This is a genomic window from Streptomyces sp. NPDC059454 (genome assembly GCF_042749965.1).
Lineage (GTDB): Bacteria > Actinomycetota > Actinomycetes > Streptomycetales > Streptomycetaceae > Streptomyces.
In genome coordinates this window covers 63,004-76,325 of sequence record NZ_JBHYVC010000001.1, presented here as the reverse complement: position 1 = coordinate 76,325, position 13,322 = coordinate 63,004, and the positions used below count along the sequence as shown (strand labels likewise).

The following is a 13,322-nucleotide window of genomic DNA, read 5'->3' as shown; positions in this document are numbered from 1 at the left end:
AAGCAACAAGAACCACAAGATCAATGCGACTTCTCCTTACGGGGGTTGAGATGTATCAGGCGGTGTGGGCACGACTGAGTGCCCTGGTGTGCAAGGTGCGTACGGCACGGAGGGACGCCGGAATGGTGACTTCGGAGTACGCGATGGGCATCGTGGCGGCGGTGGCGTTCTCCGTCGTGCTCTACAAGGTGGTCACCAGCGGACCGGTCAGCACGGCGCTGCGGAACATCGTGCAGCAGGCACTCGATGGCCGGATGTGAGCGGCGTGCGGACCGCGGGTTCGTGACGGCGGAGTCGGCCATGGTGCTGCCCGTGCTGGTGATGTTCGCGACGGCGCTGGTCTGGGGCCTGATGGTGGTGGCGGCGCAGATCCAGTGCGTGGACGCGGCGCGTGCCGGCGCCCGCGCGGCGGCCCGGCAGGATCCCCCTGACGCCGTCGTCGAGGTGACCCGCGCGGCGGCACCGCCCGGCGCGAGAGTCACGGTGAGCAGGGAGGCCGAGCAGGTCCGGGTGGTCGTCGAGGCCAGACCCCCGGTCCTGCACGGACTGCCCTTCGACCTACGGGAGGAGGCCGTCGCCGCGGTGGAGGAGACGGTGGGGGCGGCAGCGTGAGGGCCCGGTTCCCGAAACGGTGGCCGACAGACGGCCGACGGCGCGCGCGGTGTTCCGACCGGGGCTCGGCGACCGTCTGGAGCGTCGGTGCGATCGCCGTGCTGTGTGCGGTGTTCGGCGTCGTCCTCGCCCTGGGACACGCCGTCGTGGTCCGGCACCGGGCGGCCGGCGGCGCGGACCTGGCGGCGCTCGCGGCGGCGGACCACTGGACGGAGGGCGCTGCGGCGGCCTGCGCCCGGGCGGACCGGGTGGCCCGGGCGCAGGGCACGCGGCTCGTACGGTGCGTGATCACCGGTGAGGTGTCGGACGTGTCGGTGGCGTCGGGCCGGCGGCCGTTCGCGGTGGAGATCAGGGCCCGGGCGGGCCCTGCCGGCCCGGCGGAACCACTGCCCCGGGTGCCGGCCCCGGTTACGTCCCAGCAGCTCCGGACGCCCCGGCCTCTCCCTCCTCCCCCTTCGCCTCCGCCGGTGCGCCCTCCAGCAGCACCGTGAGGAGTCGTACCGCGCCTCGCTTGTGCAGCGGATCGTTGCCGTTGCCGCACTTGGGGGACTGGATGCAGGAGGGGCAGCCGGCGTCGCACTCGCAGGAGGCGATGGCCTGGCGGGTGGCGGTGAGCCAGGCACGGGCGGTGCGGAAGGCACGCTCCGCGAAGCCCGCCCCGCCCGGGTGGCCGTCGTAGACGAAGACCGTGGGCAGCAGTGTGTCGGGGTGCAGCGGGATCGAGACACCGCCGATGTCCCAGCGGTCACAGGTAGCGAAGAGCGGCAGCATGCCGATCGAAGCGTGCTCGGCGGCGTGCAGCGCACCGCCGAGGACCTCCGGGTTGATCCGGGCCCGGTCCAACTGGTCCTCGGTGACCGTCCACCACACCGCGCGGGTGCGCAGCGTACGAGGAGGGAGGTCGAGCTTCGTCTCGCCCAGCACTTCGCCGGTGATGACCCGCCGGCGCAGGAAGGAGACCACTTGGTTGGTGACCTCGACGGAGCCGTAGCACAGGCGGCCGTCGCCCCACGGGATCTCGGTGTCCGTCTCCAGCACGGAGATCGACGTGGTGTCCCGGGCCACCGTCGTGTACGTCGGGGTCGCCCGCTCGACCAGGGCGACGGAGTCCTCCAGGTCGAGCGAGCGGACGAGATACGTCAGGCCCTGGTGCAGGTGGACCGCGCCCTCGTGGACGCTCGTGTGTGCCGCGCCCGCGTCGACCGTGCCGAGCAGCCTGCCCGTACCGGCCTCGACGACCTGGACCGGCCGGCCGCCCTGCCCCCGGATGTCGGTCAGGTCGGCGGCCCGCTCGCGGCGGGTCCAGTGCCAGGCCCTGGTCCGCCGGCGCAACAGTTTCGCGGCCTCCAGCTGCGGGAGCAGATCCCCGGTGGCCGGGCCGAACAGGTCCAGGTCCTCCTCGGTCAACGGCAGTTCCTCGGCCGCCGCGCACAGGTGCGGGGCGAGCACGTAGGGGTTGTCGGGGTCGAGGACAGTGGACTCCACGGGCCGGTCGAAGAGGGCCTCGGGGTGGTGGACGAGGAAGGTGTCCAGGGGGTCGTCGCGGGCGACCAGGACGGCGAGGGCGCCCTGCCCGGACCGTCCCGCGCGTCCGGCCTGCTGCCACAGAGAGGCACGGGTGCCCGGATAGCCGGCGATCACCACGGCGTCCAGACCCGAGATGTCCACGCCGAGTTCGAGGGCGTTCGTCGCGGCGAGGCCGAGCAGTTCGCCGGAGTGCAGGGCGCGTTCCAGGGCGCGGCGCTCCTCGGGGAGGTAGCCGCCCCGGTACGCCGCCACCCGCCGGGACAGCGAGCGGTCGACCTCGGCGAGGCGTTCCTGGGCGATCACGGAGATCAGCTCGGCGCCGCGCCGGGAGCGTACGAAGGCGACCGAGCGGATGTTCTGCACGATGAGGTCGGTCAGCAGGTCGGCGGTCTCGGCGGTGGCCGTACGGCGGACCGGTGCGCCCTTCTCGCCGTGCAGCTCGGTCAGCGGCGGCTCCCAGAGGGCGAACACCAGTTCACCGCGCGGTGAGGCGTCGTCGGCCACTTCCACGACCGGCAGGCCGGTGAGGCGGCGGGCGGCGACCGCGGGCTCGGCGGCGGTCGCCGAGGCCAGCAGGAAGACGGGCGAGGCGCCGTAGCGGGCGCACAGGCGGCGCAGGCGGCGCAGCACCTGGGCGACGTGTGAGCCGAAGACGCCCCGGTAGGTGTGGCACTCGTCGATGACGACGTACTTCAGCGACTTGAGGAAGGAGGACCAGCGGGGGTGGGACGGCAGGATGCCCCGGTGCAGCATGTCCGGGTTGGTCAGCACGTAGTTGGCGTACTGGCGGATCCACTCGCGTTCCTCGAACGGAGTGTCGCCGTCATGGACGGCCGCGCGCACCGAATGGCCCAGTGGTTGTGAAAGTTCCTTCACGGACCGGCACTGGTCCGCCGCGAGGGCCTTCGTGGGCGCGAGGTACAGGGCGGTCGCGCCGCGGCCGTTCGGGGCCTCGGCGCCGTCCAGGAGCGTGGACAGGACGGGCATGAGGTAGGCCAGGGACTTGCCGGACGCGGTGCCGGTGGCGACCACGACGGACTCGCCGTCCAGGGCGTGCTCGGCGGCACGTGCCTGGTGGGCCCAGGGGTGTTCGATACCCGCGGCCCGCACGGCGGCGAGGACCTCCGGGCGGATCCGGTCCGGCCAGACGGCATGGCGACCCTCGCGCGGGGGCAAGTGCTCCGTATGAGTGATGCGCGAAGCCCGGTTCGGTCCGGACGCGAGCCGGTCCAGGACCGCGCCCGGGGCGGGCCCGGACGGGAGGTCCGTCGGGGGTCGATCGGATCGGTGATTCTTGGCCATCGGCACCGAGTGTGTCACTGGCGTGACGGACAATGGGGCCAAGGCGTCGTGCACGCCTGCCGGTAAGTGATTGAATGCCATCGCGGCTGGCGAACCGTCCCGGGGGCTGAGCCGAGATGCCCCAAGGGCGACCGCTCGATAGCTAGGTGCTGGAGGATCCGTGGACCTGTCCCTGTCGACCGAAACCGTGGGCGATCGAACGATCGTCAGGGTCGGTGGCGAAATCGACGTATATACCGCGCCCAAGCTGCGCGAGCAGTTGGTCGAGCTGGTGAACGACGGCAGTTTCCACCTTGTCGTCGACATGGAAGGTGTGGACTTCCTCGACTCCACCGGACTCGGCGTGCTGGTCGGCGGCCTGAAGCGCGTCCGTGCCCATGAGGGCTCACTGCGCCTGGTCTGCAACCAGGAGCGTATTCTCAAGATCTTCCGCATTACCGGCCTCACCAAGGTGTTCCCGATCCACACCTCGGTCGAGGAAGCGGTGGCGGCCACCGACTGACCACCCCGCCCGGGCCGCGTGCCCGGGCGGCGGAAGAGAACCAAGAGGAGGGCCGGGTTTTCGGCGGCCCGGCCTCTCTACAGCACGCCCGTAGTCGCGAGGGGGATGCATGGCCACCGTCGAACTCCGCTTCAGCGCGCTGCCCGAGCACGTCAGGACCGCCCGGCTCGTGGCGGCGGCGGTGGCGCGCAGGGCCGGAGTGGACGAGGCCGTCCTCGACGAGGTCAGGCTCGCCGTCGGTGAGGCGTGCAGCCGGGCCGTGGGACTGCACCGGATCGGCGGTATCTCGGCACCCGTGAAGGTGCTGCTGATCGAGGAGGAGAAGCAGTTCTCCATCGAGGTCGGCGACGAGGCGCCCCACGCGGTCCCCGGCGAGCGGGCGCCCGGTGAAGTGCCGGGCGACGCCGACACGGAGACCGAGGAGGACGAGATGGGCCTCGCGGTCATCAGCGGACTCGTCGACGACGTCGAGGTCAGCGCGGGGGAGCACGGCGGATCGATCCGCATGAGGTGGCCCACCGTGCCGCCGGCCGCCCTCCTCGCCTGACCGCTTCACCCGGACGGCGACTGTTTTCCGAAGGGCCCCCTCGTGGGGCCCTTCGTCATGTGCGGGTGTCAGTGCTCGCGCTTACAGTGGTCTCGTGCGGTTGATCGCGTGAATTCGTTCACGACCGGCCGTGCCATGGAAAATGCGATCACACGAATGCCCCAAAGGCATTACGGATTTCCGGTCGCCGAGCACCCGGCGATCATTATGGAAGAGTGCGTGCAAGACATTTACATTTCACGCGCTCTGTTTTGATCGGCTTCCGGTACCTACAATCCCGTCCACATCTTGAGCTCAGCCCAAGCGTCAAGGAGGACGAATGGCGGGGCTTTCCATCACACAAGAGTCGGGACCGTCCACATCCCTCGCAGCCGCCGTGCTGACCGACGACAACCGCCTGCTCGTGGTGGTCATCGGCGTCGTCGCACTGGCGGCGCTGGTGGTCGCGGGAGTCCTGGTGCGCCAGGTTCTCGCGGCAGGCGAGGGCACCGACAGCATGAAGAAGATCGCGGCAGCGGTCCAGGAGGGTGCGAACGCCTATCTGGCCCGCCAACTGCGCACCCTCGGCGTATTCGCCGTGGTCGTGTTCTTCCTGCTCATGCTGCTGCCCGCGGACGACTGGAATCAGCGTGCCGGACGGTCGGTGTTCTTCTTGATCGGAGCGGCGTTCTCGGCGGCCACCGGTTATATCGGTATGTGGCTCGCCGTGCGCAGTAATGTGCGGGTCGCGGCAGCGGCGCGCGAAGCGACTCCGGCGGAGGGCGAGCCGGAAAAGGATCTCACCGCCGTCTCGCACAAAGCGATGAAGATCGCTTTTCGTACGGGTGGTGTCGTCGGCATGTTCACCGTCGGCCTCGGCCTGCTGGGCGCCTCCTGCGTGGTGCTGGTGTACGCGGCCGACGCCCCGAAGGTGCTCGAGGGGTTCGGTCTCGGGGCTGCGCTGATCGCGATGTTCATGCGGGTCGGCGGCGGCATCTTCACCAAGGCCGCCGACGTCGGCGCCGACCTGGTCGGCAAGGTCGAGCAGGGCATTCCGGAGGACGATCCACGCAATGCCGCGACCATCGCTGACAACGTGGGCGACAACGTCGGCGACTGCGCGGGCATGGCGGCCGACCTGTTCGAGTCGTACGCCGTGACCCTGGTGGCCGCGCTGATCCTGGGCTCGGCGGCGTTCGGCGACGCCGGGCTCGCCTTCCCGCTGCTGGTGCCCGCCATCGGTGTCCTCACCGCGATGGCCGGCATCTTCGCGGTGGCCCCGAGGCGCGCCGACCGCAGTGGCATGAGTGCGATCAACCGGGGGTTCTTCATCTCCGCGCTGATCTCGCTCGTCCTGGTCGCGATCGCCGTGTTCGTCTATCTGCCGTCGTCGTACGCCGACCTCGACGGCGTCACCGACGAGGCGATCCTGGGCAAGGACGGCGACCCGCGGATCCTCGCGCTCATCGCGGTGGCCATCGGCATCGTGCTCGCCGCCCTCATCCAGCAGCTCACCGGCTACTTCACCGAGACCACCCGGCGTCCCGTGCGGGACATCGGCAAGACCTCGCTCACCGGCCCGGCCACCGTCGTCCTCTCCGGTATCTCGCTCGGCCTCGAATCCGCCGTCTACACCGCCCTGTTGATCGGCCTCGGCGTGTACGGGGCGTTCCTGCTCGGTGGTACGTCGATCATGCTGGCGCTGTTCGCGGTGGCGCTGGCCGGCACCGGACTGCTCACCACGGTCGGTGTGATCGTCGCGATGGACACCTTCGGCCCGGTCTCCGACAACGCGCAGGGCATCGCCGAGATGTCCGGCGACGTCGAGGGTGCGGGCGCCCAGGTGCTCACCGACCTGGACGCGGTCGGCAACACCACGAAGGCCATCACCAAGGGCATCGCGATCGCCACGGCCGTACTGGCGGCGGCGGCGCTGTTCGGCTCGTACCGGGACGCCATCACCACCGGTGCGCGGGACGTGGGCGAGAAGCTCAGTGGTGAGGGCGCGCCGATGAGTCTGATGATGGACATCTCCCAGCCCAACAACCTCGTCGGGCTGATCGCGGGCGCGGCGGTCGTCTTCCTCTTCTCGGGGCTGGCGATCAACGCGGTGTCGCGGTCGGCGGGTTCGGTGGTCTACGAGGTGCGGCGGCAGTTCCGCGAAAAGCCCGGGATCATGGACTACAGCGAGGAGCCGGAGTACGGCAAGGTCGTCGACATCTGCACCAAGGACGCCCTGCGCGAGCTCGCCACACCCGGACTGCTCGCCGTGATGGCGCCCATCTTCATCGGGTTCACGCTCGGCGTCGGTGCCCTGGGCGCCTTCCTCGCGGGCGCGATCGGCGCGGGCACCCTGATGGCGGTGTTCCTCGCCAACTCCGGTGGCGCCTGGGACAACGCGAAGAAACTCGTCGAGGACGGGCACCACGGCGGCAAGGGCAGCGAGGCCCATGCGGCCACCGTCATCGGCGACACCGTCGGCGACCCCTTCAAGGACACCGCAGGACCCGCGATCAACCCCCTGCTGAAGGTGATGAACCTGGTGGCGCTGCTCATCGCGCCCGCGGTCATCAAGTTCTCCTACGGCGCGGACAAGAGCGTCGGGATGCGGGTGCTCATCGCGGTCCTGGCGCTTCTTGTGATAGTCGGCGCGGTGTACGCGTCCAAGCGGCGCGGTATCGCGGTGGAGGACGAGGACGAGGACGAGGACGACTCCGAGCCGGAGCCCAAGTCGGCCGATCCGGCGGTGGTTTCCTAGAGCCGGACGGCGGACACCGGATCAAGGTGCGGGCGGGCAGAGCGTATTGACGCGCCGCCCGCCCTCTCCCCACCCGCCGGACCATGCCGTGAGCCTTATCTCGCGTGGTGCAAATGGCTTCAAAAGTCCCTTACCGGATGTTCGACGGGTGGGTGTAGGCCATCTGGCGTGTATGTTCCGGGGCCGAAGGCCATGGAAGGGACCAATCCGGTGAACAAGAAGCTCGCGGCCGCACTGTCCGGCGGTGCGGTACTGGTACTGGCGCTGACGGGATGCGGCGGCGACGACAACAACGAGAAGCTGGACGCCTGGGCGAAGCAGGTCTGCGACGCGGTGCAGCCGCAGGCCGCGAAGATCAAATCGGCCAACGCCGCGATCCAGAAGGAGACCTCGGACAACAGCACGCCGGAAGAGGTCCAGAAGGCCGACTCGAAGGCCTTCCAGGACATGTCCGACGCCTACAAGGCGATCGGCGCCGCCGTGAGCAAGGCCGGGGCGCCGGACGTCGAGAACGGGGAGAAGAAGCAGACGGACGCGGTCAAGGAGCTCAACGGCATCTCCGCGTCGTACGCCTCGCTGCAGAAGCAGGTCGACGGCCTCGACACGGACGACCAGGCGGAGTTCGCCGACGGTCTGAAGGACATCGCCGCCGAGCTGGACAAGCTGGGCAAGAGCGGCAGCGACGCCCTCAGCACGCTGGAGGAGGGCGAGGTCGGCGAGGCGATGTCCCGGCAGTCCAGCTGCCGGACGGCCACCGCGACGGCGGGGGCCACCAAGAGCTGACGCCGCGGCGGCAGCCGCGGGGACGCGCCGGGTGAGGGCGGCGGCCACAATGGAGGGCGTGAGTGACGCCAGCCTGCCGCCCCTGCCCTCGTCCGACCGCCCCGACGCCGCCGCCCGGCTGCGGGACGCGCTGCTCGGAGCCGCCTTCACCGCCGACGGACTGCTCGAACTGCTCGGCGCCCCCGCGTACGCGGCGCTGGCCCGCAGCGAGACCGTTCCCGCCCTCCGGGCCACCCGCGGGGACACGCCGCTGGAGACGCTCGTACGGCTGTTCCTGCTGCAGCAGCCCGTGCCGCACGCGCACGTGGCCGACGTACTGCCCGTCGACGTCTGCCTGGAGAGCGGATGGCTGACGCGTGCCGGCGCGGACGAACTCGCCGCGACCGTGGACGTACGGCCGTACGGCGGCCCGGGCGGCGAGGACTGGTTCATCGTGTCCGACCTCGGATGCGCGGTCGGTGGTGCCGGGGGCATCGGCAGCCGCGACGAGGGTGTCGTGCTCGGTGTCGGCGGGGCGTCCACGACCCTGGCCGGCATCACCGTCCGTACGCCCGTGGCCTGTGCGCTCGATCTCGGCACCGGCTCCGGCATCCAGGCACTGCACGCCGCCCGGCACGCCACGCGCGTGACGGCCACCGACGTCAACCCGCGCGCCCTGCACATCACCGCGCTCACCCTGGCCCTCTCCGGGGTCCCGGCCGCCGACCTGCGCGAGGGCTCGCTGTTCACGCCGGTCCGGGACGACGAGACGTACGACCTGATCGTGTCCAACCCGCCGTTCGTGATCTCGCCGGGCGCCCGGCTCACCTACCGCGACGGCGGAATGGGCGGGGACGATCTGTGCCGCACGATCGTTCAGGAGGCGGGGGAACGGCTGAACGAGGGCGGGTTCGCGCAGTTCCTCGCCAACTGGCAGCACGTCGAGGGGGAGGACTGGCAGGACAGACTCAGGTCATGGGTGCCCCGCGGGTGCGATGCCTGGATCGTGCAGCGCGAGGTGCAGGACATCACCCAGTACGCCGAGCTGTGGCTGCGGGACGCGGGCGACCACCGCGGTGACCGGGCCGAGTACCGGGCACGGTACGACGCGTGGCTGGACGAATTCGAGGCGCGCAAGGTGAAGGCGGTCGGCTTCGGCTGGATCACCCTGCGCAAGTCGGGCTCCGCCGCGGAGTCGGTCACGGTGGAGGAATGGCCGCACCCGGTCGAGCAGCCGCTCGGCGAGACGGTCCGGGCGCACTTCGCCCGGCTCGACTACCTGCGGACGCACGACGACGCGGCGCTCCTCGAAGCGCGCTTCGCGCTGGCCGCCGAGGTGGTGCAGGAGCAGGTCGGGCTGCCCGGCGCCGAGGACCCGGAGCACGTCGTGCTGCGGCAGAACCGCGGGATGCGCCGGGCCACCAAGGTGGACACGATCGGCGCGGGCTTCGCGGGCGTGTGCGACGGCACCATGGGCGCGGGCCGGATCCTGGACGCCATCGCCCAACTCCTCGGCGAGGACCCCGTGCTGCTGCGCGACCGGACGCCGGCCCAGATCCGGCTGCTCGTGGAGCAGGGGTTCCTGGAGCCCGTCGGCTGACCGGAGCCCGTCGGCCGACCGGAGCCCGTCGGCCGACACGAGCGGCAGCGGTCTCACGGGCACCTCGGCGGACCGAACCTCATGAGCCACATCACTGTCTTGTGCCGCATCTTTCACGCCGACCACAGCCACCGGCCCGGCCCTTTCCCACCGATCCGGAATTTCCGGGAAAGGGTCCCCGGACCGGTTCCGGACACTCGCTCCGGCCCGTAGCCCTCGCGTTCACCTCCGATTCGCCTGCCCGCTGTCCGGGCGTGGCAGCGTCACCCCAGGGCCGTTGTCGGCGGACGGGAAAGAGGGCATCGGGCGACCATGGAGAGCGGACCGGCGATCTTCGCGGGGATGGTGTTCTGCCTGTTCGGAGGCGGATTGCTGGCCTGGACCGTGACCCGCGCGCGACAGCACCGCCCCGTCGCCCAGGGTGTGAGCCCCGTCGCATCGGTCACCGTCGCGGGACTGGCCGCGATGATCTTCCTGGCCCTCGGCGCATGGTGCCTGACCCGCCTGTGAGAAGCGCGCAACCCTAGCAGCTCCCGGTAACCGGTATATCGCGCTCCGCATAAGCGCGGGCCGAGTCTGGACACTCCGGGCGGCAGGAACGGTGGTAGTCGGGTTACCGTTCGAGTGGCCGTTGCGGGCTTTTCCCGTTTGACACGGGGGCGGGATGTACCGTCACACTCCGCAGCGTCACCATGACCCGACCCCGGGGGAGACCGCCTGGGGAGCCCCAAGCGTCGACCGGAGAGAAGAGCGAAGTTGTCCCCGACCAGCGAGACCGCGAAGGGCGGCCGCCGACTCGTCATCGTCGAGTCGCCTGCCAAGGCGAAGACGATCAAGGGCTACCTCGGCCCTGGCTACATCGTCGAGGCGAGCGTCGGGCACATTCGTGATCTTCCCAACGGCGCCGCCGAGGTGCCGGAGAAGTACACCGGCGAGGTCCGCCGTCTCGGTGTGGACGTCGACCACGACTTCCAGCCGATCTATGTGGTCAACGCGGACAAGCGGGCCCAGGTCAAGAAGCTGAAGGACCTGCTGAAGGAGTCCGACGAACTCTTCCTCGCCACCGATGAGGACCGCGAGGGCGAGGCCATCGCCTGGCACCTGCAGGAAGTGCTCAAGCCGAAGATCCCCGTCAAGCGGATGGTCTTCCACGAGATCACCAAGGACGCGATCCGCGCGGCCGTGGCCAACCCGCGCGAGCTCAACCAGAAGCTGGTCGACGCCCAGGAGACCCGTCGCATCCTCGACCGCCTCTACGGCTACGAGGTCTCGCCGGTCCTGTGGAAGAAGGTCATGCCCCGGCTGTCCGCCGGCCGCGTCCAGTCCGTCGCCACGAGGCTCGTGGTGGAGCGGGAACGCGAGCGCATGGCGTTTCGTTCTGCTGAGTACTGGGACCTGACGGGCACCTTCTCCCCCGCCTCCGGCTTCGCTCCGGCGGGGGGACCCCCACCAGGCCGCGCGGGGGGCCGGCCGGACCCCTTGTCGCTGGTCGCCCGCCTGCAGACCGTCGACGGACGGCGGGTCGCGCAGGGCCGCGACTTCGACTCCCTGGGACAACTGAAGAGCGCGAACACCCTCCACCTCGACGAGGCGAACGCCCGCGCGCTCGCCGCCGCCCTGGAGAACACGCGGTTCGCCGTGCGTTCCGTCGAGTCCAAGCCGTACCGCCGTTCGCCGTACGCCCCGTTCCGTACGACGACGCTGCAGCAGGAGGCGAGCCGCAAGCTCGGCTTCGGCGCGAAGGCCACGATGCAGGTCGCGCAGAAGCTGTACGAGAACGGCTACATCACTTACATGCGTACGGACTCGACGACCCTGAGCGAGACGGCGGTCGCCGCCGCCCGCGCCCAGGTCACACAGCTGTACGGCGCCGACTACCTGCCCCCGCAGCCGCGCACCTACGCGGGCAAGGTCAAGAACGCGCAGGAGGCGCACGAGGCGATCCGCCCCTCGGGCGACCGTTTCCGTACGCCCGCCGAGACCGGGCTGACCGGCGACCAGTTCAGGCTCTACGAGCTGATCTGGAAGCGGACCGTCGCCTCGCAGATGAAGGACGCCACCGGAAACTCCGTCACGGTGAGGATCGGCGGCGTGGCGGCCGACGGCCGGGACGTCGAGTTCAGCGCGTCCGGCAAGACGATCACCTTCCACGGTTTCCTGAAGGCGTACGTGGAAGGCGCCGACGACCCGAACGCCGAGCTCGACGACCGCGAGCGCCGGCTGCCGCAGGTCACCGAGGGCGACGCCCTCACCGCCGAGGAGATCACGGTCGACGGGCACGCCACCAAGCCCCCGGCCCGCTACACCGAGGCGTCGCTGGTCAAGGAGCTTGAGGAGCGGGAGATCGGCCGTCCGTCGACGTACGCGTCGATCATCGGCACGATCCTCGACCGCGGCTACGTGTTCAAGAAGGGCACGGCCCTGGTGCCGTCCTTCCTCTCCTTCGCCGTGGTCAACCTGCTGGAGAAGCACTTCGGCCGGCTCGTCGACTACGACTTCACCGCCCGGATGGAGGACGACCTCGACCGCATCGCGCGGGGCGAGGCGCGGGCGGTGCCGTGGCTGAAGCGGTTCTACTTCGGCGAGGGCGCGAGCAACGGTGACGCGGCCGACGCCGGCAACGGCGACGGGGACCACCTCGGCGGCCTCAAGGAGCTGGTGACCGACCTGGGCGCGATCGACGCGCGCGAGGTGTCGTCGTTCCCGGTGGGCAACGGCATCGTGCTGCGGGTCGGGCGCTACGGCCCGTACATCGAGCGCGGCGAGAAGGACACCGAGCAGCACCAGCGCGCCGACGTCGCCACGGACCTGGCGCCCGACGAGCTGACCGTCGAGCTGGCCGAGGAACTGCTCGCCAAGCCGAGCGGCGACTTCGAGCTGGGCACCGACCCGGCGACCGGTCACGCGATCGTCGCCAAGGACGGCCGCTACGGCCCCTACGTCACGGAGATCCTCCCCGAAGGCACCCCGAAGACCGGCAAGAACGCGGTCAAGCCGCGCACCGCCTCCCTCTTCAAGTCGATGTCCCTGGACACGGTGACGCTCGACGACGCGCTGAAGCTGATGTCGCTGCCGCGCGTGGTCGGCGCCGACGCCGAGGGTCAGGAGATCACCGCGCAGAACGGCCGCTACGGGCCGTATCTGAAGAAGGGCACCGACTCGCGGTCGCTGCAGTCCGAGGATCAGCTCTTCACGATCACGCTGGAGGAGGCGCTGGCGATCTACGCCCAGCCCAAGCAGCGTGGTCGGGCGGCGGCCAAGCCGCCGCTGAAGGAGCTGGGCACGGACCCGGTCAGCGAGAAGCCGGTCGTGGTGAAGGACGGTCGCTTCGGGCCGTACGTCACCGACGGGGAGACCAACGCGACGCTGCGCTCCGGCGACAGTGTCGAGGAGATCACCCCGGAGCGCGGGTTCGAGCTGCTCGCCGAGAAGCGGGCGAAGAGTCCCGCCAAGAAGACGGCGAAGAAGGCCACCAAGAAGGCACCGGCGAAGAAGGCACCGGCGAAGGCGACAGCCGCAAAGAAGACCGCGGCGAAGAAGACCACGACCGCGAAGAAGGCGACGGCGAAGAAGACCGCCGCCAAGAAGGCGACCGCCTCGAACGCGGCGGAGGACTGAGCCCTCCGGATCACGCCAGGGCTCTTCTGCCGATCTCCTGTGTGATCTTCGCCCAGGGTTCGGAATGCGAACGCCCCGACAACACTTCGATGTCGGGGCGTGGGCATGTCAGGCG

11 protein-coding genes are annotated in these 13,322 nt (G+C 70.3%); 10 read left to right on the top strand and 1 reads right to left on the bottom strand.

Annotated elements, in window-relative coordinates; translation table 11 throughout:
* The first annotated feature begins 50 nt into the window (after positions 1–50).
* Genes ACFXAE_RS00360 through ACFXAE_RS00350 form a run of 3 tightly spaced genes read left to right on the top strand, consistent with a single transcriptional unit; the run spans position 51 to position 1,103 of the window.
* On the top strand, positions 51–260 hold the full coding sequence (locus ACFXAE_RS00360) for a DUF4244 domain-containing protein (protein WP_384706081.1): 210 nt from the start codon (positions 51–53) through the stop codon (positions 258–260).
* On the top strand, positions 247–612 hold the full coding sequence (locus ACFXAE_RS00355) for a TadE family type IV pilus minor pilin (protein WP_384706079.1): 366 nt from the start codon (positions 247–249) through the stop codon (positions 610–612). Before ACFXAE_RS00360 ends, ACFXAE_RS00355 begins: the two co-directional genes overlap by 14 nt.
* A complete protein-coding gene (locus tag ACFXAE_RS00350; protein WP_384706077.1) occupies positions 609–1,103 on the top strand; it encodes an Rv3654c family TadE-like protein in 495 nt (164 codons plus the stop codon). Before ACFXAE_RS00355 ends, ACFXAE_RS00350 begins: the two co-directional genes overlap by 4 nt.
* On the opposite strand, the gene ACFXAE_RS00345 is transcribed toward ACFXAE_RS00350, so the two are convergent.
* Entirely contained in the window at positions 1,021–3,522 is a 2,502-nt protein-coding gene (locus ACFXAE_RS00345; RefSeq protein WP_384706075.1) for a DEAD/DEAH box helicase, read from the bottom strand. The genes ACFXAE_RS00350 and ACFXAE_RS00345 overlap by 83 nt on opposite strands.
* 79 nt (positions 3,523–3,601) lie before the next feature.
* On the opposite strand from ACFXAE_RS00345, the gene bldG reads away from it, so the two are divergent.
* From bldG to topA, 7 genes are all read left to right on the top strand, one after another.
* On the top strand, positions 3,602–3,943 hold the full coding sequence (bldG, locus tag ACFXAE_RS00340) for an anti-sigma factor antagonist BldG (RefSeq protein WP_006132569.1): 342 nt from the start codon (positions 3,602–3,604) through the stop codon (positions 3,941–3,943).
* A gap of 109 nt (positions 3,944–4,052) precedes the next feature.
* On the top strand, positions 4,053–4,490 hold the full coding sequence (locus ACFXAE_RS00335) for an ATP-binding protein (protein WP_384706073.1): 438 nt from the start codon (positions 4,053–4,055) through the stop codon (positions 4,488–4,490).
* 319 nt (positions 4,491–4,809) lie between these two features.
* Entirely contained in the window at positions 4,810–7,227 is a 2,418-nt protein-coding gene (locus tag ACFXAE_RS00330; protein ID WP_384706071.1) for a sodium-translocating pyrophosphatase, read from the top strand.
* Between the two features lie 192 nt (positions 7,228–7,419).
* Positions 7,420–8,010 (top strand): small secreted protein, encoded by a 591-nt coding sequence (locus ACFXAE_RS00325; protein ID WP_384706069.1) that lies wholly within the window; start codon positions 7,420–7,422, stop codon positions 8,008–8,010.
* A gap of 49 nt (positions 8,011–8,059) precedes the next feature.
* Entirely contained in the window at positions 8,060–9,589 is a 1,530-nt protein-coding gene (locus ACFXAE_RS00320) for a methyltransferase (RefSeq protein WP_384706067.1), read from the top strand.
* 312 nt (positions 9,590–9,901) lie between these two features.
* A complete protein-coding gene (locus ACFXAE_RS00315) occupies positions 9,902–10,099 on the top strand; it encodes a hypothetical protein (protein ID WP_384706065.1) in 198 nt (65 codons plus the stop codon).
* Between the two features lie 246 nt (positions 10,100–10,345).
* Positions 10,346–13,207, top strand: coding sequence for a type I DNA topoisomerase (gene topA, locus ACFXAE_RS00310; protein WP_384706063.1), 2,862 nt, complete (start codon positions 10,346–10,348; stop codon positions 13,205–13,207).
* Positions 13,208–13,322: the final 115 nt, after the last annotated feature.

What these genes read in the sequence shown, in the direction of transcription:
- ACFXAE_RS00325 (WP_384706069.1), top strand. Translation starts at nt 7,420, where the DNA reads ATGGAAGGGACCAATCCGGTGAACAAGAAGCTCGCGGCCGCACTGTCC.
- ACFXAE_RS00335 (WP_384706073.1), top strand. Translation starts at nt 4,053, where the DNA reads ATGGCCACCGTCGAACTCCGCTTCAGCGCGCTGCCCGAGCACGTCAGG.
- ACFXAE_RS00360 (WP_384706081.1), top strand. Translation starts at nt 51, where the DNA reads ATGTATCAGGCGGTGTGGGCACGACTGAGTGCCCTGGTGTGCAAGGTG.
- ACFXAE_RS00320 (WP_384706067.1), top strand. Translation starts at nt 8,060, where the DNA reads ATGGAGGGCGTGAGTGACGCCAGCCTGCCGCCCCTGCCCTCGTCCGAC.
- ACFXAE_RS00345 (WP_384706075.1), bottom strand. Translation starts at nt 3,522, where the DNA reads ATGGCATTCAATCACTTACCGGCAGGCGTGCACGACGCCTTGGCCCCA.
- ACFXAE_RS00355 (WP_384706079.1), top strand. Translation starts at nt 247, where the DNA reads ATGGCCGGATGTGAGCGGCGTGCGGACCGCGGGTTCGTGACGGCGGAG.
- ACFXAE_RS00330 (WP_384706071.1), top strand. Translation starts at nt 4,810, where the DNA reads ATGGCGGGGCTTTCCATCACACAAGAGTCGGGACCGTCCACATCCCTC.
- ACFXAE_RS00315 (WP_384706065.1), top strand. Translation starts at nt 9,902, where the DNA reads ATGGAGAGCGGACCGGCGATCTTCGCGGGGATGGTGTTCTGCCTGTTC.